Genomic DNA, 26,259 nt, shown 5'->3' on the forward strand with positions numbered 1-26,259 from the left:
CCATGCTGATTCTGGAAACCCTGCGCTTTCTGCTGACCACCGTGGGCGGGCTGTTCGTGCTGGTGCTGCTGCTGCGCTTCTACCTGCAGCTGGCGCGCGCGCCGCACAAGCACCCGTTCACCCAGTTCGTCATGGCGGTGACCAACTTTGCCGTGCTGCCGCTGCGCCGCCGCGTGCCGGCCTGGCATGGCTACGACAGTGCCTCGTTGCTGCTGGCCTTGCTGGTGCAGCTGGTGGTGGTGGCGGCGGTGCTGGCACTCAACGCCATGCCTTACGACTTTGCCAGCCCGCAGACCTGGTTCGGCCTGCTGCTGCTGGCGTTGCTGGAGTTGTTCCGCCAGTCGCTGAACCTGCTGGCCGGCGCAGTGATCGTGCAGGCGATCCTCAGCTGGGTGAGTCCGTACAATGCGCTGTCGCCGGTGCTGGAGGCGCTCACCCGCCCCTACCTCAAGCCGTTCCGTGCGGCCAACGTGGGCGGGGTGGATCTGTCGCCGCTGCTGCTGCTGCTGATCATCCAGGTGCTGCAGATGCTGCCCTTGCGCATGCTGGAAGGGTTGTTCCTGACCCAGCTGCAACTGGCGGTGTAATGGACCAGGCAGCCGCCGTGCCGGCGGCTGCGTTCGAGGAGGAAATGTCATGAAAAAGATGCTGTTTGCCGCGCTGGCTGGCGGCCTGTTGGCCGCACCGGCGTTTGCCAATCTGCAGCTGGCGCAAAAGTACAGCTGTACCGCCTGTCACGCGGTGGAGAAGAAAGTGGTCGGCCCGGCCTACCGGGACGTGGCCAAGAAATACGCCGGCGACAAGGGCGCCGAGGCGCGGCTGATCGCCAAGGTGAAAGCCGGCGGTTCCGGCGTGTGGGGCAGCGTGCCGATGCCGCCCAATCCGCAGGTCAGCGACGCCGATCTCAAGACCCTGGTGAAGTGGGTGCTGTCGCAGAAATGATGTTGCCATGAGCGGCAACGACGGCCCGCCGGCCGCCGTTGCCGCGGCTTCCGGCGCCATCTGCGATCCGGCTTGAGCTTTGGCGCGGCGGACGCTATATAAATAGATAATTCCGTGAATGTTCCATTACCGTGTTGCACTTTCCGTATGCCGTCGGTAATCTTCCACGCCTGTTTGCCAAAACTCTTAATAGCTGGAAGCTCAAATCATGGCCAAGCTGACTGAACAAGACATCCTCAACTGGTCCGGCGACGACTACATGAACGCCGACCACCTTGAGTTCTTCAAGGAGCGCCTGCTGCAGATGCAGCAAGAGCTGTTGGGCAACGCCAATGCCACGGCCAGCCATCTGCAAGAGCAGGAGGCCACGCCGGATCCGGCCGACCGCGCCACGCTGGAAGAGGAGTACGCACTGGAGCTGCGCACCCGCGACCGCGAGCGCAAGCTGCTGCAAAAAATCCAGTCCACCCTGCGCCTGATCGACGACGGTTCCTACGGTTTCTGTGAAGACACCGGCGAGCCGATCGGCCTGAAGCGCCTGCTGGCCCGCCCGACTGCCACCTTGTCGGTGGAAGCGCAGGAGCGCCGCGAGCGCATGAAACGCCAGTACGCAGACTGATCGCTGTTGGCCGCAGCACAAGGGCACCCCGCGGGGTGCCCTTTTGTTTTGCCGCGGCAGGCTTGGCACGGCGGGTGCAAGCAGGTAATGTTGCTATGCAAAGAGATAGCCAGACAGGCAAGGAAAACAATCATGCACCGCCAGACCGATGACGTAAGAATCCGTGACATCAAGGAACTGCTGCCCCCGATCGCGCACCTGTACGAGCTGCCGATCAACGAGCCGGCCGCCGAGCTGATCTACCATACCCGCCGCGACATCGCCCGCCTGCTGCGCGGCGAGGATGACCGCATGCTGGTGGTGATCGGCCCCTGTTCCATCCACGACCCGGCCGCGGCCGAAGAATATGCCCGCCGCCTGCTGCCGCTGCGCGAAAAATACGCCGGCGAGCTGGTGGTGGTAATGCGCGTGTATTTTGAAAAGCCGCGCACCACCGTGGGCTGGAAGGGCCTGATCAACGATCCGCACCTGGACGAGTCCTACGATATCAACGCCGGTCTGCGCATCGGCCGTCGCCTGCTGCTCAACCTCAACAGCATGGGCATGCCGGCCGCCACCGAATTCCTCGACATGATCACCCCGCAATACCTGGCCGACCTGATCAGCTGGGGCGCCATCGGCGCGCGCACCACCGAATCGCAGGTGCACCGTGAGCTGGCGTCCGGGCTATCCTGCCCGGTGGGCTTCAAGAACGGCACCGACGGCAACCTGAAGATCGCCGTCGACGCCATCCGCTCCGCCAGCGTGTCGCACCACTTCCTGTCGGTGACCAAGACCGGCCACTCCGCCATCGTGGAAACCGGCGGCAACCCGGACTGCCACGTGATCCTGCGTGGCGGCAAGGAGCCGAACTACGAGGAACGTTTCGTCAAGGCCGCCGCCGCCGAGCTGGCCGCCGTCGGCCTGCCGCAGAAGCTGATGGTGGATTTCAGCCATGCCAACAGCCGCAAGGACTACAAGCGCCAGATGGAAGTGTGCCAGGACGTGGCCGGCCAGCTGGCCGCCGGCGACAACCACATCTTCGGCGTGATGGTGGAAAGCCACCTGGTGGAAGGCCGCCAGGACCTGAAGCCGGGCTGCACCCTGACCTACGGCCAGAGCATCACCGACGCCTGCATCGGCTGGGACGATACCGAGAGCACGCTGCAGACGCTGGCCGACGCGGTGAAGGCCCGTCGCAGCAAGCTGGGTGTCGGCGGCAAGTAAGCTGCCAGCCGGCGCGCAATAGCAAACCGCCCGTGGCAGCACGGGCGGTTTTGTTTTATGCGGCCAACGTTGGCCGCAGCGTCAGTCGTCGCCGTCGATCAGGTCGCCCAACCCGCCCAGCAGCGAACCCTGTTCGCTGCTGCGGCCGCCAGCACGCGGGCTGGCGGCCAGGATGCGATCGGCCAGCCGCGACAGCGGCAGCGACTGCAGCCACACCTTGCCCGGGCCGGTGAGGCGGGCGAAGAACACGCCCTCGCCGCCGAACAGCGCGCTCTTGAGCTTGCCAACGTACTCGATGTCGAAATCCACCGTCGGCTGGTAGGCCACCACGCAGCCGGTATCCACCCGCAGCGTCTCGCCCGGGTGCAGCTGGCGGCAGGTCAGTGTGCCGCCGGCGTGCAGGAACACGTAACCATCGCCTTCCAGCTTCTGCATGATGAAGCCCTCGCCACCGAACAGGCCGGTGCCGATCTTCTTCTGGAACGCCAACCCCAGACTCACGCCCTTGGCGCCGGCCAGGAAACTGTCCTTCTGCGCATACAGCGTGCCGCCCAGCTCCAGCAGGTGCACCGGCACGATCTTGCCCGGGTAGCTGGCGGCAAACGCCACCTTGCGCTTGTGGCCGGCCTGGTTCTGGTACACGGTGGTGAACAGCGATTCGCCGGTGATCAGCCGCTTGCCGGCGCCCAGCAGCTTGCCGAACAGCCCGCTCTGGCTGGCCGAGCCGTCGCCGAAGATGGTGTCCATGCTGACGCCGTCTTCCATGTAGTACAGCGCGCCGGCCTCGCCGACAGCGGCCTCGCCCGGGTCCAGCTCCACTTCGACGTACTGCATGTCATCGCCGAAGATTTCGTAGTCGATCACGTCCATGCTCATGCCGGGCTCCTTTGTCGCAACGGGGGCGTGCCGCCAGCGGCGGCACGGCAAGTCAGCGGGTCTTGTCCTGCTCGTCCGGCGGCGCCTGCGGCGGCCGCAGCAGCATGATCCACAGGTGCAGCACGATGCCGGCCAGCGGCACCAGCGCCAGGATGATGACGAAGACCCATTCCAGGGGGGAGAAAAGTTCGCTCATGACGTCAGTGTACGCAAGGCTCCGGCGGCGTTGAAGTGGCAAATGAAATACATGTTCCCTACAATGCGTCGATGCAAAACCCTCTGACTTTCCTGCCGGCCGGCCTGCGCGGCCAACTGCAACGCTGGTGGCCGGAGCCGCTGCAGATCGGCCGCCGCGAACGGCTGGCGGTCACCGCCGCCACCCTGCTGGCCATCGCCGCCACCGGCCTGCTCACCCACTGGCTGCTGGGGCCGGCGCCGATGCTGGTGGCGTCGATGGGCGCCGCAGCGGTGTTGCTGTATGCGCTGCCCAGCAGCCCGCTGGCGCAGCCGTGGCCGCTGGTGGGCGGCCACCTGGTGTCGGCCACCGTTGGTGTGCTGTGCGCGCAGTGGATTGCCTCCCCGGCGCTGGCTGCCGGGCTGGCGGTGGCGCTGGCCATCTTCGCCATGATCGCGCTGCGCTGCCTGCACCCGCCGGGTGGTGCCATCGCCCTCAACGCGGTGATCGGCGGCCCGGCGGTGCATGCCATGGGCTTCGGCTTTGTCGGGCTGGTGTCCTGCAATGCGCTGCTGATGCTGCTGTTCGCGCTGCTGCTCAACCGCCAGCTGCTGCGCCGCCCCTACCCGCGGCCGCTGCCGGCGCCCAACCGCAACCTGGTCAGTGACCCGTCGCCGCTGGCGCGCATGGGCATCCGCGACGAGGACGTCAGCGCGGCGCTGAGCGGCTTCAACCACCTGCTGGACATCAGCCGCGACGACCTGGAGCAGGTGATGACGCTGGCCGAGATGCACGCCTACCGCCGTCGCCTTGGCGATACCCGCTGCCGCGACTTCATGACCCGCGACGTGGTGACTTTGCGGGCGGATACCAGCCTGCAGGAAGCCTGGCGCCTGCTGCGCCGCCATAAGGTGCGCGCGCTGCCGGTGGTGGGCGAGTTCGGCCAGGTGCTGGGCATGGTGTCGCTGGTGGACTTCCTCAAGCGGCTGGACGGCACGCCGGAAGGCCTGCGCGAGCGCGTGGCGCGGCTGCTGGGCGGCCGCGGCGCCGGCAACCGCGTGGCGGCGATCATGAGCAGCCCGGTGGTGAGTGTGCGCGACAGCCTGCACCTGGTGGAGCTGGTACCGCTGTTCGCCGAGCGCGGCCTGCACCATGTGCCGGTGCTGGCCGCCGACGGCACGCTGGTGGGCATGATCAGCCAGGCCGACCTGATCGCCGCGCTGTTCCGCGACCGGCTGCATGCGGTCTGATGCTGCTAGCCATCTGCGCGTAGTGAACGCTGGGCCTCGCCATGCTCGACGCCAGGCTACGCCGCGTTGAGCAAAACCCTGCGGCCAACGTTGGCCGCAGGGCAATAAAAAACGCCACTCCGCGGAGTGGCGTTCTGCATCGGCAGCGCGTGCTTACTTCACGATCTGTGCCAGCTGGCCTTTCAGGTACAGATTGGCCATGCTGTCCAGGCTCACCGGCTTGATCTTGCTGGCCATGCCGGCGGCGCCGAAGGCTTCGTAGCGCGCCAGCACGATGTCGCGCATGGCGTCGGTGGACACCTTCAGGTATTTGCGCGGATCGAACTCTTTCGGGTTCTGCGCCAGGAAGCGGCGGATGGCGCCGGTGGAGGCCAGGCGCAGGTCGGTGTCGATGTTCACCTTGCGCACGCCGTGCTTGATGCCTTCCACGATCTCTTCCACCGGCACGCCGTAGGTCTCGCCCAGGTCGCCGCCGAATTCGTTGATGATCTGCAGCCATTCCTGCGGCACGCTGGAGGAACCGTGCATTACCAGGTGGGTGTTGGGGATGCGGGCGTGGATTTCCTTGATGCGGTCGATGCGCAGCACGTCGCCGGTGGGCTTCTTGGTGAATTTGTAAGCGCCGTGGCTGGTGCCGATGGCGATGGCCAGCGCATCCACGCCGGTGTCCTTGACGAAGCGGGCGGCTTCTTCCGGGTCGGTCAGCAGCTGGCTGTGGTCCAGCACGCCTTCGGCGCCCACGCCGTCTTCCTCGCCGGCCATGCCGGTTTCCAGGCTGCCCAGGCAGCCGATCTCGCCTTCCACCGACACGCCGCAGGCGTGGGCGAAGTTCACCACGGTGCGGGTCACGTCCACGTTGTAGTCGTAGTCGGCCGGGGTCTTGCCGTCGCTCTTCAGCGAGCCGTCCATCATCACCGAGGAGAAGCCCAGCTGGATGGAGCGCTGGCATACGTCCGGGCTGGTGCCGTGATCCTGGTGCATCACCACCGGGATGTGCGGGAATTCTTCCACCGCGGCCAGGATCAGGTGGCGCAGGAACGGGGCGCCGGCGTATTTGCGGGCGCCGGCGGAGGCCTGCACGATCACCGGAGCATCCACCTTGTCGGCGGCTTCCATGATGGCGCGCATCTGCTCCAGGTTGTTCACGTTGAAGGCCGGCAGGCCGTAGCTGAATTCTGCTGCGTGATCCAGCAGCTGACGCATCGAAACGAGTGCCATGGGGTGAGTCTCCAGTAATTGAATGCAGTCGCGCAGGCCGGGCCTGCGCGTGTAAACGGGTTGGCCGCGTCAGCTATGGCTGACGGTGCTCAGGGCCACGCCGGCCGCCATGAAGGAGCCGCCGGCAAAGCGGTTCATCAGGCGCTGGCGCAGCGGGCTGGTGATCCAGTGCTTGAGCTTGGCGCCGCCAAAGGCGTACACCAGCTGCCAGCTGCTCTCGATCACGTAGAAAGTGCCGGCCAGTACCACCAGCTGCGGCAGTTGCGGGGCATCGGCACGCATGAACTGCGGGAACAGCGCGGTAAAGAATACGAAGGCCTTCGGGTTGCTCATCGCCACCAGGAAGCCGGTGCGAAAACGCTGCCCGGCGCTGACGACTTTATCGCCCTCGTCATCGCTGGCAGCAGCGGTATCGCTTACCGGCGCGCGCCAGGCCTGGTAGCCCAGCCACACCAGGTAGGCGGCACCGGCGTACTTGACGATGGAGAACAGCAGCTCGGAGGCCGCCAGCAGCGCGCCCAGACCGGCAGCGGAGCCGCCCATGACCAGACCCAGCGCCAGCAGCAGGCCGGCCATGGTCGGCAGTGCGCCGCGCAGGCCGAAGCGGATGCCGTGGCTCATCGCCAGCAGCATGTTGGGGCCGGGGGTGGCGGAGACGAAGAATACCGTCACCACGAAGATCAGCCAGGTATTGAATGCCATGGTCGCAGCTCCTTGAAAACAGTCTTGCCGAGTCTAGGCCGCTGGCCTGTACCCGGCAAGTTACATGCTGTTCACGATTGCGCGTGAACGGTTGCGGCCAACGTTGGCCGCAAGCAACGACCTGCAGCCAGAACCTTACATGGCGAGTACCGCTTCGCCTTGCCCCGCTCTGGCTCGCCAGGTCGTCCGCGGCTTGTTAAGCGCGCTCGGCCAGAATCGCCACTGCCGGCAGTTCCTTGCCTTCCAGGAATTCCAGGAAGGCGCCGCCACCGGTGGAGATGTAGCTGATGTCGTCGGTGAGGCCGAACTTGGCGATGGCCGCCAGGGTGTCGCCACCGCCGGCAATCGAGAACGCCGGCGACTTGGCGATGGCTTCGCCCAGCACGCGGGTGCCGTCGCTGAACTGCGCAAACTCGAACACGCCCACCGGGCCGTTCCACACCACGGTGCCGGCGCGGGCGACGATGGCAGCCAGCTCGGCAGCGGACTGCGGGCCGATGTCCAGGATCATGTCGTTGGCGGTCACCTCGGCCACGTTCTTCAGCGTGGCGGCGGCGGTTTCGGCGAACTCGCCGGCACACACCACGTCGCTTGGCAGCGGCACATCGCCACCGCGGGCGCGGATCTTGGTGATGACTTTCTTCGCCTCGTCCACCAGGTCGGCTTCGGCCAGCGACTTGCCGATGGTCTTGCCTTCGGCCAGCAGGAAGGTGTTGGCGATGCCGCCACCGACGATCAGCTGATCCACCTTATCTGCCAGTGCTTCCAGGATGGTGAGCTTGGTGGACACCTTGGAGCCGGCAACAATGGCCACCAGCGGGCGGGCCGGCGCCTGCAGCGCCTTGCCCAGCGCTTCCAGCTCGGCAGCCAGCAGCACGCCGGCGCAGGCGGTGGGGGCGAACTTGGCCACGGCATGGGTGGAGGCTTCGGCGCGGTGCGCGGTGCCGAAAGCATCGTTGACGAAGATGTCGCACAGGCTGGCGTATGCCTTGCCCAACTCTTCGTTGTTCTTTTTCTCGCCCTTGTTCAGGCGCACGTTCTCCAGCATCACCACGTCACCGGCGGCCAACTGCAGGCCGGCCTGCCAGTTGTCGGACACGGCAACGGCCTTGCCCAGCAGTTCGGACAGGCGGGCGGCTACCGGTGCCAGGCTGTCTTCCGGCTTCGGCTCACCTTCGGTGGGGCGGCCCAGGTGGGTCATCAGGATCACGCTGGCGCCGGCCTTGAGGCAGTGCTCGATGGACGGCAGGCTGGCGCGGATGCGGGTGTCGTCACCGATCACGCCGTTTTTCACCGGCACGTTCATGTCGACGCGGATCAGCACGCGCTTGCCGGCCAGGGCCAGGTCGGTGAGTTTCTTGAATTGCATGTTTTCTCCTCAGCTGGGCAGGGCGGGCTTACGGCCCGCCATTATCACTCTGCCGCTGCCGGCAAGCCGGACAGCGGCAAATGGGTATTTGGCGTGGGCCGCAAGCGGCCCACCCTACCAGGCTGGCGCCAACCCGCAGGTTGGCCGCATCAGTCCCGGTTTACTTCGCCTCGAACATTGCCTTGGCGGTTTTCAGCATCTGCTGGCAGAAGCCCCACTCGTTGTCGTACCAGGCCAGCACTTTCACCATATTGCCGCCGGTTACCTTGGTCAGGGTGGCGTCGAAGATGGAGCCTTCGGTGCTGTGGTTGAAGTCGCTGGATACCAGCGGCAGGGTGTTGTAGCCCAGGGTGCCCTTCATGCTGCCTTCGGCGGCCTTCAGTACGATCTCGTTGATCTCGTCCTTGGTGGTGTCGCGCATGGCAGTAAAGGTGAGGTCCACCAGCGATACGTTGATGGTCGGCACGCGTACCGAGAAGCCATCCAGACGGCCCTTCAGCTCCGGCAGCACCAGGCCTACCGCCTTGGCGGCGCCGGTCTTGGTCGGGATCAGGTTGTCGGTGGCGGAACGGGCGCGGCGCAGGTCCTTGTGACGCACGTCGGTCAGCACCTGGTCGTTGGTGAAGGCGTGAATGGTGGTCATCAGGCCCTTCTTGATGCCGATGGCGTCGTTCAGCGCCTTGGCCACCGGGGCCAGGCAGTTGGTGGTGCAGGAGGCGTTGGACACCACGGTCATGTCGGCGCGCAGCACGTCGTGGTTCACGCCGTAAACGATGGTGGCGTCAACGTCGTCGCCGCCCGGTGCGGAGATCAGCACCTTCTTGGCGCCGGCGTTCAGGTGCGCCTGGCACTTTTCCTTGGTGGTGAACGAGCCGGTGCATTCCAGCACCAGGTCCACCTGCAGCTTGTCCCACGGCAGTTCGGCCGGGTTGCGGGTGGAGAAGAACGGAATCACGTCGCCGTTGACGATCAGGTTGTGCTCGTCATGGCTCACCTCGGCGTCGAAACGGCCGTGCACGGTGTCGAATTTGGTCAGGTGCGCGTTGGTGGCCAGGTCGCCGGAGGCGTTCACCGCCACGATCTGGAAATCGTTGCCCAGCTTGTATTCGTAGATGGAGCGCAGTGCCTGGCGGCCGATACGGCCGTAGCCGTTGATCGCGATACGGATGGTCATGTTTTCTCTCCCAAGAAAATGTCTGAAACTGAGTCGTGCCCATGTCTGCCGGCTTTTGCCGATCTGGTGGCACTACAAATGAAACGGCCGCCCCTCGCATGGCGGGGGCGGCCTGTGTGCTTAGGCGCGGATCACGCTCTTGGTCTTGGCCACCACGTTTTCCACGGTGAAGCCGAATTCCTTGAACAGCACGCCAGCCGGGGCGGATTCGCCGAAGTGGTCGATACCCACTACCTCGCCTTCCAGGCCCACGTATTTGCGCCAGATGTCGGTGACACCGGCCTCGATGGCCACGCGCGGCACGCCGGCCGGCAGTACCGAGGCGATGTAGGCCTTGTCCTGCTGGTCGAAGGCGCGAGTGCACGGCATGGACACCACGCGTGCGGCGATGCCTTCGGCGGCCAGTGCTTCCTGTGCCTTCAGCGCCAGCTCCACTTCGGAACCGGTGGCGATCAGTACCGCTTGAGGGTTGGCCGCATCGCGCAGCACGTAGCCGCCTTTTTTCACGCCGTCGATCTGCGCGGCGTCACGGGCAACGAACGGCAGGTTCTGGCGGCTGAAGATCAGGCAGGACGGGTGATCCTTGGCGGCCAGCGCCTCGGCCCAGGCCACCATGGATTCCACGGTGTCGCACGGGCGCCATACCGCCATGTTCGGGATCAGGCGCAGGGTGGCGATCTGTTCCACCGGCTGGTGGGTAGGGCCGTCTTCGCCCAAGCCGATGGAATCGTGGGTGAACACGAAGATCGGGTTGATCTTCATCAGCGCCGCCATGCGCAGTGCGTTGCGCGCGTATTCGCTGAACATCAGGAAGGTGGCGCCGAACGGCTTCACGCCGCCGTGCAGCGCCAGGCCGTTGATGATGGCGGCCATGCCGAACTCGCGCACACCGTAGTGCACGTAGTTGCCGCCAGCGGTTTCACCGCCAACGGCTACCGAACCCGGCCAGTTGGTGAGGTTGGACGGGGTGAGGTCGGCGGAGCCGCCCAGCAGTTCCGGCAGTACCTCGGCAAAGGCAGCGATGGCGTTTTGCGACGCCTTGCGGGTGGCGATGGTTTCGCCCTTGTCGTTGGCCGCAGCGATCTTGGCGGCCACGTGCGCGTCCCAGCCGGCCGGCAGCTCGCCCGCCATGCGGCGGGTGAATTCGGCGGCCAGTTCCGGGTGGGCGGCGGCGTAGTCGGCGAACAGCTTGTCCCACGCGGCCTGCAGGCCGGCGCCCTTGGCGCGGCAGTCCCAGGCGTCCTGGATGTGCTGCGGCACCACGAACGGCTCGTAGGCCCACTGCAGGTTGGCGCGGGCGGCGGCGATTTCGGCGCTGCCCAGCGGCGCACCGTGCACGTCGTGGCCGCCCTCTTTGTTCGGGGCGCCCTTGCCGATCACGGTTTTGCAGCAGATCAGCGTGGGGCGGTCGCTGCTCTTCTTGGCGGTGTCGATGGCGGTCTGGATCTCTTCCGCGTCGTGGCCGTCCACGTTGCGGATCACCTGCCAGCCGTAGGCTTCGAAGCGCGCCGGGGTGTCGTCGGTGAACCAGCCGTCCACGTCGCCGTCAATGGAAATGCCGTTGTCGTCGTAGAAGCCGATCAGTTTGTTGAGGCCCCAGGTGCCGGCCAGCGAGCAGGCTTCGTGGCTGATGCCTTCCATCAGGCAGCCGTCGCCCATGAAGGCGTAGGTGTAGTGGTCGACTACCGGGAAGCCGTCGCGGTTGAATTCGGCGGCCAGGATCTTTTCCGCCAGCGCCAGGCCCACCGCATTGGTGATGCCCTGGCCCAGCGGGCCGGTGGTGGTCTCCACGCCCGGCGCGTAGCCGTATTCCGGGTGGCCCGGGGTGCGGCTGTGCAGCTGGCGGAAGTTCTTGAGGTCGTCGATCGAAAGGTCGTAGCCGGTGAGATGCAGCAGGCTGTACAGCAGCATCGAGCCGTGGCCATTGGACAGCACGAAGCGGTCGCGGTTGGCCCAGTCCGGGTGGGCGGGGTTGTGTTTCAGATGATCGCGCCACAATACTTCAGCGATATCCGCCATGCCCATCGGGGCGCCGGGGTGACCGGATTTGGCCTTCTCCACGGCGTCCATGGACAGGAAGCGCACGGCGTTGGCTAGCTCGGTTCGGGTGACCATTCGGGGAAAACCTCAACTTGTAGGGAACCGGAACAACAGTGTCGCGCCGCGGTTGGCGGCGGTCTAACCGTTGCGAAATCATGGGATTATCGCCGATTTTGTCGCAGCGCGGCAACCTCGCCAGCCCGCGCCGGTATTGGCTTTGCGGCGTAATAAAATTACTTTGCTGCGGCATGTAGTCGTAGCGGTACCAAAACGGAGTGTCGTAGTGATCGAATCCCCCCCGTCCCATGCCTTTGCCCCGCGCCGTGTGCCCATGCGTCATGGCTGGCACTGGGTGCAGCAGGCGTTCTTCCTGGTGCGCGAACAGCCGCTGACCTGGGTGCTGTTCGCCACCAGTTACCTGACCTTACAGCTGCTGCTGGGCATGTTGCCGGTGATCGGCCAGCTGTTGGCGGTGCTGGTGGCGCCGCTGTTCGCCGGCAGTTTCGTGCTGGCGGCACGGCGCGCCGACCGTGGCGACACGCTGCGCCCGGCCGAGGTGCTGGCGGCGTTCCAGGATTTCGCCCGGCCGCTGATCGGCCTGGGGCTGAGCTATTTCGGCGTGCTGGTGCTGGCAATGCTGCTGATCATGCTGCTGCTGACGGCGCTGCTGGGCGGCATGCACGACCCGCAGCAGATGCAGGCGCTGCCGCTGGGCAAGCAGCTGGTGGGCATGCTGCTGCTGGCCGGTGGGCTGTTCGTGGCCTCGCTGCTGTACTGGTTCGCACCGGCGGCGGTGGTGCTGGCCGGCTTCGACCCGCTGCGGGCGATGCGCCGCAGCCTGGCCGGCGGGCTGCTGAACTGGCCGGCGGTGCTGCTGTGTGGCGTGCTGCTGGCGGCGCTGCTGTTCATCGCCATGCTGCCGTTCGGGCTGGGCCTGCTGCTGTGGCTGCCGGTGATGTTCGTCACCGTCTACACCGCCTGGCAGGACGTATTCGGCGACGGGCTGCCGCAGCGTTGATTGCCAGGTTGGCCGCAGCGCTTGCGGCCAACCTTTGCTGCTCAATCGCGGCGCATGTCCAGGTGCAGGATGCCGCCGTCGTCGTACGGCGCCGACAGCGGGCGGAAGCCGAAGCTCTCGTAGAAGCCCTGGCGCTCGGCCTGTGCCGACAGCATGATGGCGCGGCCCGGGAACAGCGCCAGGCACTGCTGCACCGCCTGCTGCATCAGCGGCTTGGCCAGGCCGCTGCCGCGCAGCGCCTGCGGAATCACCACCCGGCCGATGGCGCTGGCGTCCGGGTACTTCACCCCGGGAGCGATCAGCCGCGCGTAGGCCAGCAGCTGGCCCGCCGCATCGCGGCCGCACAGGTGCCAGCAGTCCAGGTCCATGCCGTCGATGTCGCCGTACAGCGACTGCTGTTCCAGCACGAACACCCGGTCGCGCAGCTGCAGCACTTCGTACAGCGCGCGCGGGCTGAAATCGTCAAAACCGTGGCATTGCCACCGCAGCTGAATTGCCATAGTACAATCCTTCAACTCTCACACTTCGTGACCCGACCATACCACGGCGTGCGCCCTGCATGCCGGACGCGATCCCCCACATATGAGCCACAACGACGATCTGTTTAGCGCGCCGGACGTGTCCGAACCGCCGCCGCCGGCCCCGCCTGCGGCCAACCTTGCCGTGGACGACAGCAGCATTCCGCTCGACCTGTACGCCGAGCGCGCCTATCTGGAATACGCGATGAGCGTGGTCAAGGGCCGCGCGCTGCCGGAGGTGGCCGACGGCCAGAAGCCGGTGCAGCGCCGCATCCTGTACGCCATGCGCGACATGGGCCTGGTGCACGGCGCCAAGCCGGTGAAATCCGCCCGCGTGGTGGGCGAGATCCTCGGTAAATACCACCCGCACGGCGACAGCTCCGCCTACGAGGCGCTGGTGCGCATGGCGCAGGATTTCACCCTGCGCTACCCGCTGATCGACGGCCAGGGCAACTTCGGCAGCCGCGACGGCGACGGCGCGGCGGCGATGCGTTACACCGAAGCGCGGCTGACGCCGATCGCCGAGCTGCTGCTGTCCGAGATCGACATGGGCACCGTGGATTTCGTGCCCAACTACGACGGCGCCTTCGACGAGCCGGCGCTGCTGCCGGCACGGCTGCCGATGGTGCTGCTCAACGGCGCCTCCGGCATCGCGGTGGGCATGGCCACCGAGATTCCGCCGCACAACCTGAAGGAAGTGGCCTCCGCCGCGCTGGCGCTGCTGGCCAACCCGGAGCTCACCACCGCCGAGCTGATGCAGCACGTGCCGGGGCCGGATTTCCCCGGCGGCGGCCAGATCATCACCCCGGCCGAGGACATCCAGGCGGCGTATGAGGTTGGCCGCGGCAGCGTGCGCGTGCGCGCCAAGTGGGAAGTGGAAAAACTGGCGCGCGGCCAGTGGCGGGTGATCGTGTCCGAGCTGCCGCCCGGCTCCAGCGCGCAGAAGGTGCTGGCCGAGATCGAGGAGGCCACCAATCCCAAGCTGAAATCCGGCAAGAAGGCGCTGACCCAGGATCAGCAGAACCTGAAGAGCCTGATGCTGTCGCTGCTGGACCGCGTGCGCGACGAGTCCGACAGCGAGCAGCCGGTACGGCTGGTATTCGAACCCAAGTCCAGCCGCCAGGACCCGGACGAGTTCATGAACATCCTGCTGGCGCAGACCAGCCTGGAAGGCAATGCCTCGCTGAACCTGGTGATGATCGGCCTCGACGGCCGCCCGGCGCAGAAGGGGCTGAAGAGCATCCTCGCCGAGTGGCTGCAGTTCCGCCAGCACACCATCACCCGCCGGTTGAACTACCGCCTGGGGCAGGTGGACAAGCGCATCCACATCCTGGAAGGCCGCATGGTGGCCTTCATCCATATCGATGAAGTGATCCGTGTGATCCGCGAAGCGGACGAGCCGAAGCCGGAGCTGATGAAGGCCTTCGGCCTCACCGAGCTGCAGGCCGAGGACATCCTGGAAATCCGCCTGCGCCAGCTGGCGCGGCTGGAAGGTTTCAAGCTGGAGAAGGAGCTGTCCGAGCTGCGCGAGGAGCGCGACCGTCTGCGCTACCTGCTGGCCAGCGAGGCCGCGCTGCGCGGCAAGATGGCGGAGGAGATCCGCGAGGATGCCGCCAAGTACGGCGATGCGCGCCGCAGCGAGATGAAGCCGGCCGAACGCGCGGTGCTGACCCAGACCGTGGCCGACGAGCCGGTGACGGTGATCCTGTCGCAGAAGGGCTGGATCCGCGCCCGCGTCGGCCACAACCTGGACCTGTCGGCGCTCAGCTTCAAGGACGGCGATGCGCTGCACACCGTGGTGGAAACCCGCACCGTGTGGTCGCTGATCGTGCTGGACAGCAAGGGCCGCGCCTACAGCATCGACCCGGCCGACGTGCCCACCGGCCGCGGCGACGGCGTGCCGGTGGCCAGCCTGGTGGAACTGCAGGACGGCGCCAAGCCGGCGCAGATGATCTCCGGCCGCGACGAGGAACGCTTCATCGTCGGCGGCAGCGGCGGCTACGGCTTCATCGCCAAGATCAGCGACATGGCCGGGCGGGTGAAGGCCGGTAAGGCCTTCCTCTCCCTGGACGCGAACGAAGCGGTGCTGGCACCGGTGAAGGCTGCGGCCAACCTTGACGGCCTGCGCCTGGTGGTGGCCAGCGACGGCGGCCGCCTGCTGGCGTTCCCGGCCAGCGAGCTGAAGGAGCTGGCTAAGGGCCGCGGCCTGATGCTGCTGGCGCTGGACGACGGCGAGGCGGTGACCGCCTTCGGCCTGGTGGCCGGTGAGCGCGCGCTGCTGGCCACCACCTCGATACGCGGCAAGGTGGCGGACGAGAAGCTGGCGCTGGCCGAGTTCGACGGCAAGCGCGGCCGCAAGGGCAAGCTGCTGCCGAAGAAGTGGACCGTCACCGCCATCCGCGACCCGGACTAAGCGATGCCGCCGCCGCTAGCTGCCGCCCTGTCGCCGCAACGGGTGCTGCATTACTTCAACCTGTTCCGCACCGTCAGCGTGCTGGTGCTGCTGATCATGACGCAGTGGGCGATGCCGACGCTGTCGCCCGGCACGCCGCTGGGCGGCTGGGCCTGGCTGTACGCGGCGCTGATCACCCTGGGCCTGCTGCTGCCGCGCTTTAAACTGCCGCTGCTGTGGACGCTGACGGCGACGCTGAGCGGCGACATCCTGCTGTTGGTGGCGTTCATGCAGCATTACGGCGGCGTGCAGAGCGGCTTCGGCATGCTGCTGCTGCCGTTCCTGGCGGTGGCCGGCATGCTGGTGTCCGGCCGTTTCGCCGGCTTCTACGCCGCGCTGGCCACGCTGACGGTGTTCGGCAGCGTGCTGCTGGGCAGCCACGGCGCCACCCCCGACCCGCGTGAGCTGTTCCAGGCGGCGCTGCTGGCCACCGCCTGCTTCGTCACCAGCGGCATCACCTCGCTGCTGGGCAACAAGGCGCGCATGTCCGAGCAGCTGGCGGCGGCGCGCAGCAGCGAGCTGGCCAGCCTCAACCGCGTCAACGCGCTGGTACTGCAGGCGCTGCGCGAGGCGGTGGTGGTGCTGGACGACAACGGCCTGGTGCAGCACTACAACAGCCGCGCCGAGCGGGTGTTCGGCCGCATCGAGCGCGACAACAGCCTGCCGGAACTGGCGCCGCTGCTGCGCCGCTGGCGGCTGCAGGGCTGCCCGTCGCACGCGCAGACGCTGGACCTCAACGTGCGCGGCCAGCAGCTGCTGGGGCGCATGCTGCCGCTGGCGGTGGGCGAGGTGCGGCTGGTGGTGATCTTCCTGCAGAACGTGGCCGAGCTGGCCGCCGAGGCGCAGCGCATCAAGCTCACCGCGCTGGGGCGGCTCACCGCCAACATCGCGCACGAGATCCGCAACCCGCTGGCCGCCATCAGCCAGGCCGCCGAACTGCTGGGCGAGGACGCCGCCGACGAAGGCAGCCGCCGGCTGGCGGCGATGGTGCATGCCAACAGCCGCCGCATCAACCACCTGGTGGAAGAGGTGCTGCAGCTCAACCGCCGCGACCGGGTGAAGCCGGAGCCGATCGCGCTGGGGCCGTTCCTCGCCGCGCTGGTGGACAACTTTCTGCTGGCCAACCCGGCGGCGGCCGGCGGCATCGTCTGCCGCGTGCTGGTAGTGCACAGCGTGCGCTTCGACCGCGGCCATCTGCAGCAGATCCTCACCAACCTGATCAGCAACGGCTGGCGCTACAGCAGCCACACCGCGGGCGCGCTGAGCGTGGAAGTGGACGCCGACAGCATCCGCGTGCGCGACGACGGCCCGGGGGTGAGCGAGCAGGCGCAGAGCCGGCTGTTCGAGCCGTTCTACACTACCGAGAGCAGCGGCACCGGCCTCGGCCTGTACATCGCGCGCGAGCTGGCCGAGGCCAACGGCGCGCGGCTGGATTATGTCGGGCCCGGCGGCTGCTTCCGCCTGACCCTGCCAAGCGCGGCCTGATGGCGGCGCGGACTGATAGAGATACGCCATGAGCCGAGTGCTGATCGTCGACGACGAACCCGATATCCGCGAACTGCTGGCACTGACGCTGGGCAAGATGGGGCTAGCGGTGGACACCGTCGGCACGGTGGCCGAGGCGCAGAGCCGCTTGGCCGCCGGCCACTACGATCTGGCGCTCACCGACATGCGCCTGCCGGACGGCGAGGGCATCCAGGTGGTGCAGTACATCGCCGACGCCGGGCTGGACGTGCCGGTGGCGGTGATCACCGCCTACGGCAGCACCGAGAACGCGGTGGCGGCGATGAAGGCCGGTGCCTTCGACTACCTGGCCAAGCCCTTGAGCCTGGCCGCGCTGCGCTCGCTGGTGAAATCGGCGCTGGCGGTGCGCGACACGGTGACGGCGGCCGGTGGCAGCCGGCTGCAGGGCGAGTCGCCGGCGCTGCAGGAAGTGCAGCGGCTGATCGCCAAGCTGGCGCGCAGCCAGGCGGCGGTGTTCATCAGCGGCGAATCCGGCTCCGGCAAGGAACAGGCGGCGCGCAGCATCCACGAACAGGGGCCGCGCGCCGGCAAGCCGTTCGTGGCGGTGAACTGCGGCGCGATTCCGGAAACGCTGATGGAAAGCGAGTTCTTCGGCAGCAAGAAGGGCGCCTTCACCGGCGCCGACGCCGACCGCGACGGCTTCTTCCAGCAGGCGCACGGCGGCACGCTGTTCCTCGACGAAGTGGCCGACCTGCCGCTGGCGATGCAGGTGAAACTGCTGCGCGCGATCCAGGAAAAAACCGTGCGCAAGCTGGGTGCGGCGCAGGAAGAGGCGGTGGACGTGCGCATCCTGTCCGCCAGCCACAAGCACCTGACGCAGCTGGTGAGCGACGGCGCCTTCCGCCAGGACCTGTACTACCGGCTGAACGTGATCAGCCTGGCGATGCCGGCGCTGCGCGAACTGCGCGAGGACATCCCGCGCTTCATCGGCACGCTGCTGGAACGCTACGCCGGCAGCGAGCGGCCGCGGCTGAGCCAGGAAGCGGTGCAGGCGTTGCTGGGCTACCACTACCCCGGCAACTTCCGCGAGCTGGAAAACATCTTGGAGCGCGCGGTGGCGCTGTGCAGCGACGGCATGATCGTGCCGCTGGACCTGCAGCTGCGCGCCGCCGAACCGGCCGGCAGCAGCGGCGCGGTGCCATCCGGCAGCGAGACGCTGCAGGACTACCTGGACCGGGTGGAGCGCAGCGCCATCGAGGTGGCGCTGGGGCAGTGCGGCGGCAACCGCACCCAGGCGGCCAAGCTGCTGGGGGTGAGCTTCCGCTCGCTGCGCTACCGGCTGGAGCGGCTGGGGATGAAGGAGGGGTGAAAAAGCGCTGCGTTGGCAGTGCTTTTTCTTTTGCGGCCAACGTTGGCGGCTTAGCGCTGCTGTCTGGCGTGGAATCCGCTGCGCGGATGATGATTTTGGTGCCGGTTTCGCCCGGCAAACGAGGAAGGGGCCGCCCGCCGGCCCCTTTCCAATCCCCGGCTCCCCGGGGCTGCTCGAAACCCCGAGCAAAACGGCGCGCCCCAGGCGCCACCGAACTCGCCGCGCGCTACCGTCGCGCGGCTCAAACAGGCGGCGGCTTAACAGCTGGGGCAAATTAATTCAATTTTGCCCGGCTCGCGCCAACGGGCTGGGACCAGTCGGCTCGGTTCTACTGTGGTAACAGTTGGCCGCAACAAGCCGGATCGGGCATGCGGCCAACCTGTGCCGCTACACCGTGAAGCGCGCCACCGCCTGACGCAGCTGCTGCGCCAGCGCGGTCATTTCGCAGGCGGCCAGCGAGGCGTCGCGGGCCTTGTGGTGGTTCTGGTCGGCCTGCTGCGCCACGCGTTCCACGTTGTGGGCGATGTCCAGGCTGGCGGTGCTCTGCTCGCGCAGCGCGTCGGCAATGCCCACCACCGCCTGCTCCACCTGCTGCGCACCGCTACGGATGTCCTGCAGGCTGTCGCCGGCCTCGCTGGCGGCGCGCACGCCGGTTTCCACCTGCAGCGCGGCGCTGCTCATGCTTTCTACCGCCAGCTGCGCTTCGCTCTGGATGCGGCCAACGATGCCGGTGATTTCCTGGGTGGACTGGGTGGTGCGCTCGGCCAGCTGGCGTACTTCGTCGGCCACTACCGAGAAGCCGCGGCCCATTTCGCCGGCGCGGGCGGCTTCGATGGCGGCGTTCAGCGCCAGCAGGTTGGTCTGGTCGGCGATGTCGCGGATCACCGTCACCACGCGGCTGATCTGCTCCGAGCGCTCGCCCAGCTGGGTGACGGTGCGCGCGGTGTCGCCGGAGGCGGCGGCGATTTCGCGCATGGTGGCCACGGTGCGGCCAACGGTCTCCTCGCCGCTGCGCGACACCTGGTCGGACTGCAGCGCCAGGTCGCGCGCGCTGCCGGCGTGCTGGCTGACCTGGCCGATGCTGTGGGTCATTTCCTCCACGCTGGCGGCCATGGCCGACACTGCGGCGCTCTGCTCGCTGGAGCTTTGCGCCACGTCGTCGGCCAGCTGCGACACGTTCTGCGCGTTGCGGCCCAGGCCGGTGACGCCCTGGTTCACTTCGCTGATCAGCTGGCGCAGTTCCTGGCACATGTGGTCGCTGGCGGCCAGCACCTGGCCGATTTCGTCGCCGCGGTCCACCGCGATGCGGCTGCTGAGGTCACCGGTGGCGATGCGGCGGGTGACCGCCACCAGCCCGGCCAGCGGGCGGCTGACCCAGTGGCGCATGGCGAAGTGCACGATCAGCAGCAACAGCAGCATGACCGCCAGGGTGCCGAGCAGCATTTTCAGCTGCATCTCGTGCGGCTCGCGCACCAGTTCGTCCTGGTAGGCGCCGGTGGCCACCAGCCAGCCCCAGTGCGGGTAGCGCTGGAAGGCGGCCAGCTTGCGGCGCGGCTCGCTGGCGCCCGGGTCCAGCCACTGGTAGCTGATCTGGCCGCTGCCTTGCTGCAGCATGCTCTGGATGAAGGGCTTGCCGTCGGCGTCGCGCTTGTCCAGCAGGTTCTTGCCGGCGGCCGACGGGTGGATCAGCAGCTCGCCCGGGCGCAGCAGGGCATCCACCACGTAGACGTAGCCGGAGTCGCCGACCTTGATCGACAGGATTTTCTGCTTCAGCGCCTGCAGGCCGTCGGTGTTGTCGATGCCGACGAACAGTGCGCCCACCAGCTGGCCGGCCTCGTCCTGCAGCGGCTGGTAGTGGGTCATGTAATCGCGGCCGAACAGCCGCGCCGGGCCGCTGTAGGGTTGGCCGCGGCTCAGCAGCGCGTAGGCCGGGTGGTCGTGCGCCAGCACGGTGCCGACCGCGCGGCGGCCGTCTTCCTGCTTCAGCGAGGAGCTGATGCGCAGGAAGTCGCTGCCGTGTTTCACGAACACGGTGGCGACGTTGCGCGTGGCCTGGGTGTAGTTGTCCACCAGCGTGGCGTCGTCGTTCAGCAGGCGCTCGCCGCCGTACAGCGCCGGGCTGGTGCCGGAGGCATCGACGCGCAGCGGGCGCGGCAGGTTGCTGGCCAGCAGGCGGGCGCTCTGCTGCGCATTGTCTTCCAGCACGCGGGCGTAGGCGTCGATGGTATCCACCACCTGCTGGTTGGTGGTCTGCATGCCGGCGATGGCGCGCGCTTCCATGCGCGCGCCCAGCCAGTCACTGAGCAGGAAGCCGGCCAGGCCGAGGACGAGAAACAGCGCCACGCTCAGCAATAGGCCGAGCTTGTGCGCCAGGGACAGCGATTTGGGGAGGATGGTGGGCATGGGGCATCACGACACGGTGGGTGGTTGGGTATGAGTAACTTGCCGGTGTGTGGCTGCTTTATTGAGAATGTATCTTATTAAAAACAGCGCGGCTGCAATATTACTGTCATGCCGATGTCACCATGTTGATGCGCATCAAGCCTGCCGGCTAGAGCCTTGATCGCACAGCATTTTTCACGCCGCCGCCGCCTGCCGCAGCAGCGCCGCCAGCGCGTCGACGGCCGGCGCATGCTGGCCGCGGCGGCGCACCAGCACGGTGTCGGCGATCGCCAGTGGCGGCGGCAGCGGGTGGCAGGCGACGTTGCCGGCGGCCGGGGTGATGGCCAGCAGCGCCTCCGGCACCAGCGCCAGCCCCATGCCGCTGGCGGCGCAGCTGATCATGGCGTGGTAGGAGTCCAGCTCCACCAGCCGGTCTACCACGCAGCCGCTGTCGTCCAGCCAGCGCTCCAGCCGCTGGCGGTAGGCGCAGCCGCGGTCGAAGGCCAGCAGGGTGTGCGGGCCGCTGGCCGCGTCGACCTGCTGGCCGAGGGCGCTGATCAGCAGCAGGGTTTCGCGGCAGAACGGCTGGCTTTCCAGCCGCGGCTCCAGCACCGGGCCGCACACCAGCGCGCAGTCCAGCTCGCCGGCCAGCACCGCGGCGATCAGCGTGGCGGTGGGCGCGGTGCGCAGCTCCAGCTTGACCTGCGGGTAGCGCTGGTGGAAGTCGGCCAGCAGCGGCGGCAGCCGCACCGCGGCGGTGTTTTCCATCGCTCCCAGCCGCAGCGTGCCGGCCGGGCTGTCGCCGGCCACCGCCTGGCGCGCCTCGTCGGCCAGCTGTAGCAGGCGGCCGGCATAGCCTTGCAGCACGCGCGCCGCCGCGGTTGGCCGCAGCTGCTTGCCTTCGCGCTCGAACAGCGCCACGCCCAGGCTGTCTTCCAGCTGGCGGATGCGGGTGGTGACGTTGGATTGCACGCGGTGCAGGCGGCGGGCGGCGGCGGTGACGCCGCCTTCCTGCAGCACCGCCTGGAAAATGCGCAGATCGGCCAGGTCCATGATCAATCTCGTTTCTGGATGGATGTGATCATAATAATTCATTTTTCAGGATGACATGGCGGCGGCACACTGGCGGCATCGTGTTGTTGCCAAGGAGGCTGTCATGGCCACTCTTTCCCTGCGGCAGGGTTATCTTGCCGCCTTCGCTGCGGTCGCCATCTGGAGCGGCTTCATGCTGGTGGCGCGCGCCGGCGGCCACAGCGGCCTGACGCCGTACGATCTGCTCGGGCTGCGGCTGGCCATCGCCAGCCTGCTGCTGTGCGGCCTGGGGCTGCCGCCGCGCGCCAGCTGGTGCGATGGCCGGCTGTGGCTGCTGGCGGTGATCGGCTGCATCGGCTTCTGCCTGCTGTGCTACAGCGCGGTGCAGTGGGTGCCGGCGGCGCATGCCGCGCTGCTGATTCCCGGCCTGCAGCCGTTCCTGATGGCGCTGCTGCTGCTGCTCACCGGCCAGGGCTGGCCGCCGGCGCGACAGTGGCCGGGCTATGCGCTGATGGCGCTGGGCGTACTGCTGCTGGCCTTGCCGCTGCTGCAGGGTCACGGCGGCGGCCAGCACTGGCTGGGCGACGGCCTGCTGTTGGCCGCATCGCTGCTGTGGGCGCTGTACGGGCTGCTGGCGCGGCGCTGGCAGCTGCCGGCCTGGCAGCTCACCGCCTTCGTCACCCTGGCCTCCGCCGTGCTGTATTTGCCGGTTTACCTGCTATGGTTGCCCAAGGGCCTGGCGCAGGTGCCGCTGGCTACCGTGGCCACGCTGGGGCTGTTCCACGCCGTGGTGCCGGCCATCGTCGGCATGCTGGTGTACCTGCGCGCGGTGAGCGTGCTGGGGCCGGCGCGCATTTCGGCGCTGATGGCGCTGATCCCGGTGCTGACCGGCGTGCTGGCGGTGCCGGCCCTGGGCGAAACCTTGAGCCCGGCGCTGGCCGGTGCACTGCTCAGCGTGTCGCTGGGCGCCTGGCTGGTGGCGCGCGGGGCGCTGCCGGGCCGTGCCGCCGCGGTGGCGGCAACTACTTTCCACAAGGAGCAAACATGCCGTACGTGAATATCAAGATCACCCGCGAGGGCGCCAGCGGCGAGCAGAAGGCCGCGCTGATCGCCGGCGTCACCCGGCTGCTGCAGGACGTGCTGGGTAAGAATCCGGCCACCACCGTGGTGGTGATCGACGAGGTGGACACCGACAACTGGGGCATTGGCGGCGAAAGCGTCACCGTGCGCCGCGCGCGCGGCAGCTAGTCGCCGTCACGCGGCGCGCCGGCGCCGCTGGCAAAGAAAATGCCCCGGCAGGCCGGGGCAGGTTGGCAACGTTGGCCGCCGCCGCTCAGTTGCCGCCATCCTTCATGCATTTCTGCACGAAGCTCTTCTTGGCGGCGCCGGCCAGTTTCTTCTCGGCGGCCTTGTTGTCGCACACGCCCTGGGCGCCCGGCGCCGCTGGCTTCATCTCCTTCTGGCACTTCTGCACGAAGCTGTTCTTGGCGGCGCCAGCCAGCTTCTTCTCGGCGGCCTTGGCCTCGCACGCGGCCGGGGCGGCGGGCATCGCCGCTGTCGCCGGGGTGGCGGCCTTCATCTCGGCTTCGCATTTCTTCACGAAACTGCTCTTGGCGGCGCCGGCCAGTTTCTTCTCGGCGGCCTTGGCTTCACAGGCGGGGTTGGCGGCAAAAGCGCCGGAGGCAGTAACGGCCAGGGCGGCCAGCAGCAACAGTTTGCGCATCATGCTTCCTTTCAGCGGGGGGACGGATGGCTGGATAGTGCGCCGTCGCGGGCGGCGCGGCAATGCTTGGGCCGCAGCCTTCACGGTAACGTCATGTAGCGTCGGCAATATTGCCACCTTATGACAGTTGACCGGAGCGCCGCGGTCACCCACAGTAAATAAATCCAACTCCTTGCTAGCTGCCCAGTCCCATGCTGCTTTCCATCCTGACGCGTTTGTTGTTGCTGTTGCCGCTGTCGGCCGCGGCGGCGCTGCCGTTGCGGGTGGCGATCAACGACCAGCCGGCCGCGCCCTACATCATCGGCGAGGGCAAGTCGCTGGCGTCGCCGCCCGGCCTGGCGGTAGAGCTGCTGCAACAGGCAGCGGCGCCCTGCAATGTCTACCTGCTGCTGCAGCGGCAATCCAGCCTGCGCCAGCTGCAGGCGCTGCGCAGCGGCGCCGCCGATGCCATCCTGCTGCTGTCGTACAGCCCGGAGCGCGCCGCGTTTGGCTACTACCCGCTGCGCGACGGCAAGCCCGACAGCCGCTACCGGCTGGCCACGCTGAGCTACAGCTTCTACGTGCGCAGCAGCAGCAAGCTGCAGTGGGACGGCCAGCAGCTGCAGGGCCTGAACGGCGGCACGGTCGGCACCGACTTGGGCTGGTCGGTGGCGGCGGATCTGGCGCGCTGGCATATCCCGGTGGAAGGCGCGGTGGGGGTGGCGGCCAACCTGGCCAAGCTGCGCGCCGGGCGCATCGCCGCCTATGCGGTGCACAACAATCTGGCCGAGGCCTATCTGCAGGGTAGCCACGATGTGGTGGCGCTGCAGCCGCCGATCAGCACCAAGGACTACTTCCTGCCCTTCAGCCTGCGCTATGCGGCCGAGCATCCGCAGGAGGTGCAATGCCTGTGGCAGCGCATGGCCAGCCTGCGCGATGCGCTGCTGCAACAGCGCGGGCCGGCCTATGGCCAGTAGCCACGGCGGGCCACGAAAAAGCCACCGCATGCGGTGGCTTTTTGCTGCTTGCGGCCAAGCTTTAGCCGGCCAGGCGGGCGCGGTGGCGGGCAATCTGCGCGCGCACCTGGTTCGGCGCGGTGCCGCCCACGTGGTCGCGCTGCGCCAGGCTGCCTTCCGGCGTCAGCACGGTGAACACGTCCTGCTCGATCAGCGTGCTGAACTCGCGCAGCTTGTCCAGGCTCAGGTCGGCGATGTCCACGCCCTGCAGCTCGGCGTGGCGCACGGTCAGTGCCACCACTTCGTGGCTGTCGCGGAACGGCATGCCCTTCTTCACCAGGTAGTCGGCCAGGTCGGTGGCGGTGGCGAAGCCCTGCAGCACCGCGGCGCGCATCGCCTCTTTCTTCACCGTGATGCCGCGCATCATGTCGGCGTAGATGCGCAGGGTGTCGATCAGCGTGTCGGCGGTATCGAACAGCGGTTCCTTGTCTTCCTGGTTGTCCTTGTTGTAGGCCAGCGGCTGTGCCTTCATAAGGGTAACCAGCGCGATCAGGTGGCCCACCACGCGGCCGGATTTGCCGCGTACCAGCTCCGGCACGTCCGGGTTTTTCTTCTGCGGCATGATGGAGGAGCCGGTGCAGAAGCGGTCGGCGATGTCGATGAAGCCGACGCGCGGGCTCATCCACAGGATCAGCTCTTCCGACAGGCGCGACAGGTGCACCATCACCAGGCTGGCGGCGGCGGTGAATTCGATGGCGAAGTCACGGTCGGATACCGCGTCCAGCGAGTTGTGGCACACGTCGTCGAAGCCCAGCAGCTGCGCGGTGTAGAAGCGGTCGATGGGGAAGGTGGTGCCGGCCAGCGCGGCGGCGCCCAGCGGCAGGCGATTCACCCGCTTGCGGCAGTCGCTCATGCGCTCGGCGTCGCGGCCCAGCATCTCCACGTAGGCCAGCATGTGGTGGCCGAAGGTCACCGGCTGGGCGACTTGTAAATGGGTGAAGCCCGGCATCACGGTGTCGGCGTTGGCGTCGGCCAGGTCCAGCAGGCTGCTCTGCAGCTCGGCGATCAGGCCGACGATGAGGTCGATCTGCGCGCGCAGCCACAGGCGGATGTCGGTGGCTACCTGGTCGTTGCGGCTGCGGCCGGTGTGCAGGCGCTTGCCGGCGTCGCCGATCTTGTCGGTGAGGCGGCGCTCCACGTTCATGTGCACGTCTTCCAGGTCCACGCTCCAGGCGAAGTTGCCGGCGCGGATGTCGGCGATGATCTCGCTCATGCCGTCGCGGATGGCCGCCAGGTCGGCATCGGACAGCACGCCGGACTTGTTCAGCATGGCGGCATGCGCCAGCGAGCCTTCGATGTCGAACTCGGCCAGGCGGTTATCGAAGTTCACGGAGGCGGTGTATTTCTTCACCAGTTCGGAAACAGGTTCGGAGAAGCGGCCGGACCAGGCGTGCGAGTCTTGCATGATGGATGTCCCAAAGTTGTAAGTGTGCGGCGACTATGGGCAAGGATTATAGGTTGGCCGCACCGTGCGGCCAACCTTGCTGTCGGATGCCTCGAGTTTGCTGGGCTGTTGCGCTGATGATGGTGGGGGTGGAATCCGCTGCGCGGATGCTATTTGAAGTCGCCGGTTCCGCCCGGCGTACGGGGAGGGGGGGCGTGCCGCCGCCCCCCTCCACCCCCGCTCGCCCCTTATGGTCCGCGAAACCCCGTCAAAAACGGCACCCGCAAGGCGCGGCCGAACTCGCCGCGCGCTAACGTCGCGCGGCTCAGACAAAGCGGCCGCTTAAAACCT

Annotated in this window: 24 protein-coding genes; 12 read left to right on the forward strand and 12 right to left on the reverse strand. The window is 67.5% G+C overall.

Annotated elements, in window-relative coordinates; translation table 11 throughout:
- Nucleotides 1-2: 2 nt before the first annotated feature.
- From ACFOLG_RS04740 to aroG, 4 genes are all read left to right on the forward strand, one after another.
- Nucleotides 3-587, forward strand: coding sequence for a YggT family protein (locus tag ACFOLG_RS04740; protein WP_386088961.1), 585 nt, complete (start codon nt 3-5; stop codon nt 585-587).
- A gap of 49 nt (nt 588-636) precedes the next feature.
- Nucleotides 637-942, forward strand: coding sequence for a c-type cytochrome (locus tag ACFOLG_RS04745; RefSeq protein WP_386088963.1), 306 nt, complete (start codon nt 637-639; stop codon nt 940-942).
- A gap of 208 nt (nt 943-1,150) precedes the next feature.
- Nucleotides 1,151-1,561 carry an RNA polymerase-binding protein DksA gene (dksA, locus tag ACFOLG_RS04750; RefSeq protein WP_174873000.1) on the forward strand — a complete coding sequence of 137 codons (411 nt, stop codon included), beginning with the start codon at nt 1,151-1,153 and terminating at the stop codon, nt 1,559-1,561.
- A 132-nt stretch (nt 1,562-1,693) separates the two neighbouring features.
- Nucleotides 1,694-2,767: a 3-deoxy-7-phosphoheptulonate synthase AroG gene (gene aroG / locus ACFOLG_RS04755; RefSeq protein ID WP_386088965.1), complete on the forward strand. Its 1,074-nt coding sequence runs from the start codon at nt 1,694-1,696 to the stop codon at nt 2,765-2,767.
- 81 nt (nt 2,768-2,848) lie between these two features.
- Here the strand turns inward: aroG and ACFOLG_RS04760 are convergent, their stop codons facing one another.
- Entirely contained in the window at nt 2,849-3,643 is a 795-nt protein-coding gene (locus ACFOLG_RS04760) for a TIGR00266 family protein (RefSeq protein WP_386088967.1), read from the reverse strand.
- A 52-nt stretch (nt 3,644-3,695) separates the two neighbouring features.
- Complete coding sequence (locus ACFOLG_RS04765; protein ID WP_386088970.1) at nt 3,696-3,839, reverse strand: hypothetical protein; 144 nt, start codon at nt 3,837-3,839, stop codon at nt 3,696-3,698.
- 71 nt (nt 3,840-3,910) lie between these two features.
- On the opposite strand from ACFOLG_RS04765, the gene ACFOLG_RS04770 reads away from it, so the two are divergent.
- The gene (locus ACFOLG_RS04770) at nt 3,911-5,068 is read left to right on the forward strand and encodes an HPP family protein (protein ID WP_386088972.1); all 1,158 of its coding nucleotides are present in this window, start codon (nt 3,911-3,913) and stop codon (nt 5,066-5,068) included.
- Nucleotides 5,069-5,221: 153 nt separating this feature from the next.
- Here ACFOLG_RS04770 and fba read toward each other — a convergent pair whose 3' ends face one another.
- From fba to tkt, 5 genes are all read right to left on the reverse strand, one after another.
- Entirely contained in the window at nt 5,222-6,286 is a 1,065-nt protein-coding gene (fba, locus tag ACFOLG_RS04775; protein WP_088965955.1) for a class II fructose-bisphosphate aldolase, read from the reverse strand.
- 69 nt (nt 6,287-6,355) lie between these two features.
- Nucleotides 6,356-6,988 carry a LysE family translocator gene (locus ACFOLG_RS04780; RefSeq protein WP_386088975.1) on the reverse strand — a complete coding sequence of 211 codons (633 nt, stop codon included), beginning with the start codon at nt 6,986-6,988 and terminating at the stop codon, nt 6,356-6,358.
- 196 nt (nt 6,989-7,184) lie between these two features.
- The gene (locus ACFOLG_RS04785; RefSeq protein ID WP_386088976.1) at nt 7,185-8,357 is read right to left on the reverse strand and encodes a phosphoglycerate kinase; all 1,173 of its coding nucleotides are present in this window, start codon (nt 8,355-8,357) and stop codon (nt 7,185-7,187) included.
- Nucleotides 8,358-8,517: 160 nt separating this feature from the next.
- On the reverse strand, nt 8,518-9,531 hold the full coding sequence (gene gap / locus ACFOLG_RS04790) for a type I glyceraldehyde-3-phosphate dehydrogenase (RefSeq protein ID WP_386088978.1): 1,014 nt from the start codon (nt 9,529-9,531) through the stop codon (nt 8,518-8,520).
- A gap of 120 nt (nt 9,532-9,651) precedes the next feature.
- Entirely contained in the window at nt 9,652-11,646 is a 1,995-nt protein-coding gene (gene tkt / locus ACFOLG_RS04795; protein WP_386088981.1) for a transketolase, read from the reverse strand.
- A 208-nt stretch (nt 11,647-11,854) separates the two neighbouring features.
- Here tkt and ACFOLG_RS04800 point away from each other — a divergent pair, with 208 nt between their 5' ends.
- Nucleotides 11,855-12,589, forward strand: a complete 735-nt coding sequence (locus tag ACFOLG_RS04800) for a BPSS1780 family membrane protein (RefSeq protein ID WP_386088983.1) — start codon at nt 11,855-11,857, stop codon at nt 12,587-12,589.
- A gap of 41 nt (nt 12,590-12,630) precedes the next feature.
- Here the strand turns inward: ACFOLG_RS04800 and ACFOLG_RS04805 are convergent, their stop codons facing one another.
- Nucleotides 12,631-13,089, reverse strand: a complete 459-nt coding sequence (locus ACFOLG_RS04805; protein ID WP_386088985.1) for a GNAT family N-acetyltransferase — start codon at nt 13,087-13,089, stop codon at nt 12,631-12,633.
- Nucleotides 13,090-13,171: 82 nt separating this feature from the next.
- Here ACFOLG_RS04805 and parC point away from each other — a divergent pair, with 82 nt between their 5' ends.
- The 3 genes from parC to ACFOLG_RS04820 are packed head-to-tail and all read left to right on the forward strand — an operon-like array spanning nt 13,172 to nt 18,392.
- Nucleotides 13,172-15,520: a DNA topoisomerase IV subunit A gene (gene parC, locus ACFOLG_RS04810; RefSeq protein ID WP_386088987.1), complete on the forward strand. Its 2,349-nt coding sequence runs from the start codon at nt 13,172-13,174 to the stop codon at nt 15,518-15,520.
- 3 nt (nt 15,521-15,523) lie between these two features.
- Nucleotides 15,524-17,044 carry a two-component system sensor histidine kinase NtrB gene (locus ACFOLG_RS04815; protein ID WP_386088989.1) on the forward strand — a complete coding sequence of 507 codons (1,521 nt, stop codon included), beginning with the start codon at nt 15,524-15,526 and terminating at the stop codon, nt 17,042-17,044.
- 28 nt (nt 17,045-17,072) lie between these two features.
- A complete protein-coding gene (locus ACFOLG_RS04820; RefSeq protein WP_386088991.1) occupies nt 17,073-18,392 on the forward strand; it encodes a sigma-54-dependent transcriptional regulator in 1,320 nt (439 codons plus the stop codon).
- 387 nt (nt 18,393-18,779) lie between these two features.
- On the opposite strand, the gene ACFOLG_RS04825 is transcribed toward ACFOLG_RS04820, so the two are convergent.
- Together ACFOLG_RS04825 and ACFOLG_RS04830 are read right to left on the reverse strand one after the other, a co-directional pair.
- On the reverse strand, nt 18,780-20,795 hold the full coding sequence (locus tag ACFOLG_RS04825) for a methyl-accepting chemotaxis protein (protein WP_386088993.1): 2,016 nt from the start codon (nt 20,793-20,795) through the stop codon (nt 18,780-18,782).
- 174 nt (nt 20,796-20,969) lie between these two features.
- Complete coding sequence (locus tag ACFOLG_RS04830; protein ID WP_386088995.1) at nt 20,970-21,827, reverse strand: LysR family transcriptional regulator; 858 nt, start codon at nt 21,825-21,827, stop codon at nt 20,970-20,972.
- 103 nt (nt 21,828-21,930) lie between these two features.
- Here ACFOLG_RS04830 and ACFOLG_RS04835 point away from each other — a divergent pair, with 103 nt between their 5' ends.
- Both ACFOLG_RS04835 and ACFOLG_RS04840 read left to right on the forward strand, forming a co-directional pair.
- The gene (locus ACFOLG_RS04835) at nt 21,931-22,863 is read left to right on the forward strand and encodes a DMT family transporter (protein WP_386088997.1); all 933 of its coding nucleotides are present in this window, start codon (nt 21,931-21,933) and stop codon (nt 22,861-22,863) included.
- The gene (locus tag ACFOLG_RS04840; protein ID WP_386088999.1) at nt 22,851-23,054 is read left to right on the forward strand and encodes a tautomerase family protein; all 204 of its coding nucleotides are present in this window, start codon (nt 22,851-22,853) and stop codon (nt 23,052-23,054) included. The genes ACFOLG_RS04835 and ACFOLG_RS04840 overlap by 13 nt, the downstream gene beginning before the upstream one ends.
- An 85-nt stretch (nt 23,055-23,139) precedes the next feature.
- On the opposite strand, the gene ACFOLG_RS04845 is transcribed toward ACFOLG_RS04840, so the two are convergent.
- Entirely contained in the window at nt 23,140-23,532 is a 393-nt protein-coding gene (locus ACFOLG_RS04845; RefSeq protein ID WP_386089002.1) for a hypothetical protein, read from the reverse strand.
- Nucleotides 23,533-23,720: 188 nt separating this feature from the next.
- Between ACFOLG_RS04845 and ACFOLG_RS04850 the strand changes: the two genes are divergently transcribed.
- Complete coding sequence (locus tag ACFOLG_RS04850) at nt 23,721-24,485, forward strand: hypothetical protein (protein WP_386089004.1); 765 nt, start codon at nt 23,721-23,723, stop codon at nt 24,483-24,485.
- 61 nt (nt 24,486-24,546) lie between these two features.
- On the opposite strand, the gene argH is transcribed toward ACFOLG_RS04850, so the two are convergent.
- A complete protein-coding gene (gene argH, locus ACFOLG_RS04855) occupies nt 24,547-25,929 on the reverse strand; it encodes an argininosuccinate lyase (RefSeq protein WP_386089006.1) in 1,383 nt (460 codons plus the stop codon).
- Between the last annotated feature and the right edge of the window lie 330 nt (nt 25,930-26,259).

Source organism: Vogesella facilis (assembly GCF_042648525.1).
Lineage (GTDB): Bacteria > Pseudomonadota > Gammaproteobacteria > Burkholderiales > Chromobacteriaceae > Vogesella > Vogesella facilis.

Excerpts from the sequence above, each read along its gene's own strand:
- ACFOLG_RS04740 (WP_386088961.1), top strand. The coding sequence starts at position 3 with ATGCTGATTCTGGAAACCCTGCGCTTTCTGCTGACCACCGTGGGCGGG.
- ACFOLG_RS04745 (WP_386088963.1), top strand. The coding sequence starts at position 637 with ATGAAAAAGATGCTGTTTGCCGCGCTGGCTGGCGGCCTGTTGGCCGCA.
- dksA (WP_174873000.1), top strand. The coding sequence starts at position 1,151 with ATGGCCAAGCTGACTGAACAAGACATCCTCAACTGGTCCGGCGACGAC.
- aroG (WP_386088965.1), top strand. The coding sequence starts at position 1,694 with ATGCACCGCCAGACCGATGACGTAAGAATCCGTGACATCAAGGAACTG.
- ACFOLG_RS04760 (WP_386088967.1), bottom strand. The coding sequence starts at position 3,643 with ATGAGCATGGACGTGATCGACTACGAAATCTTCGGCGATGACATGCAG.
- ACFOLG_RS04765 (WP_386088970.1), bottom strand. The coding sequence starts at position 3,839 with ATGAGCGAACTTTTCTCCCCCCTGGAATGGGTCTTCGTCATCATCCTG.
- ACFOLG_RS04770 (WP_386088972.1), top strand. The coding sequence starts at position 3,911 with ATGCAAAACCCTCTGACTTTCCTGCCGGCCGGCCTGCGCGGCCAACTG.
- fba (WP_088965955.1), bottom strand. The coding sequence starts at position 6,286 with ATGGCACTCGTTTCGATGCGTCAGCTGCTGGATCACGCAGCAGAATTC.
- ACFOLG_RS04780 (WP_386088975.1), bottom strand. The coding sequence starts at position 6,988 with ATGGCATTCAATACCTGGCTGATCTTCGTGGTGACGGTATTCTTCGTC.
- ACFOLG_RS04785 (WP_386088976.1), bottom strand. The coding sequence starts at position 8,357 with ATGCAATTCAAGAAACTCACCGACCTGGCCCTGGCCGGCAAGCGCGTG.
- gap (WP_386088978.1), bottom strand. The coding sequence starts at position 9,531 with ATGACCATCCGTATCGCGATCAACGGCTACGGCCGTATCGGCCGCCAG.
- tkt (WP_386088981.1), bottom strand. The coding sequence starts at position 11,646 with ATGGTCACCCGAACCGAGCTAGCCAACGCCGTGCGCTTCCTGTCCATG.
- ACFOLG_RS04805 (WP_386088985.1), bottom strand. The coding sequence starts at position 13,089 with ATGGCAATTCAGCTGCGGTGGCAATGCCACGGTTTTGACGATTTCAGC.
- parC (WP_386088987.1), top strand. The coding sequence starts at position 13,172 with ATGAGCCACAACGACGATCTGTTTAGCGCGCCGGACGTGTCCGAACCG.
- ACFOLG_RS04815 (WP_386088989.1), top strand. The coding sequence starts at position 15,524 with ATGCCGCCGCCGCTAGCTGCCGCCCTGTCGCCGCAACGGGTGCTGCAT.
- ACFOLG_RS04820 (WP_386088991.1), top strand. The coding sequence starts at position 17,073 with ATGAGCCGAGTGCTGATCGTCGACGACGAACCCGATATCCGCGAACTG.
- ACFOLG_RS04825 (WP_386088993.1), bottom strand. The coding sequence starts at position 20,795 with ATGCCCACCATCCTCCCCAAATCGCTGTCCCTGGCGCACAAGCTCGGC.
- ACFOLG_RS04830 (WP_386088995.1), bottom strand. The coding sequence starts at position 21,827 with ATGGACCTGGCCGATCTGCGCATTTTCCAGGCGGTGCTGCAGGAAGGC.
- ACFOLG_RS04835 (WP_386088997.1), top strand. The coding sequence starts at position 21,931 with ATGGCCACTCTTTCCCTGCGGCAGGGTTATCTTGCCGCCTTCGCTGCG.
- ACFOLG_RS04840 (WP_386088999.1), top strand. The coding sequence starts at position 22,851 with ATGCCGTACGTGAATATCAAGATCACCCGCGAGGGCGCCAGCGGCGAG.
- ACFOLG_RS04845 (WP_386089002.1), bottom strand. The coding sequence starts at position 23,532 with ATGATGCGCAAACTGTTGCTGCTGGCCGCCCTGGCCGTTACTGCCTCC.
- ACFOLG_RS04850 (WP_386089004.1), top strand. The coding sequence starts at position 23,721 with ATGCTGCTTTCCATCCTGACGCGTTTGTTGTTGCTGTTGCCGCTGTCG.
- argH (WP_386089006.1), bottom strand. The coding sequence starts at position 25,929 with ATGCAAGACTCGCACGCCTGGTCCGGCCGCTTCTCCGAACCTGTTTCC.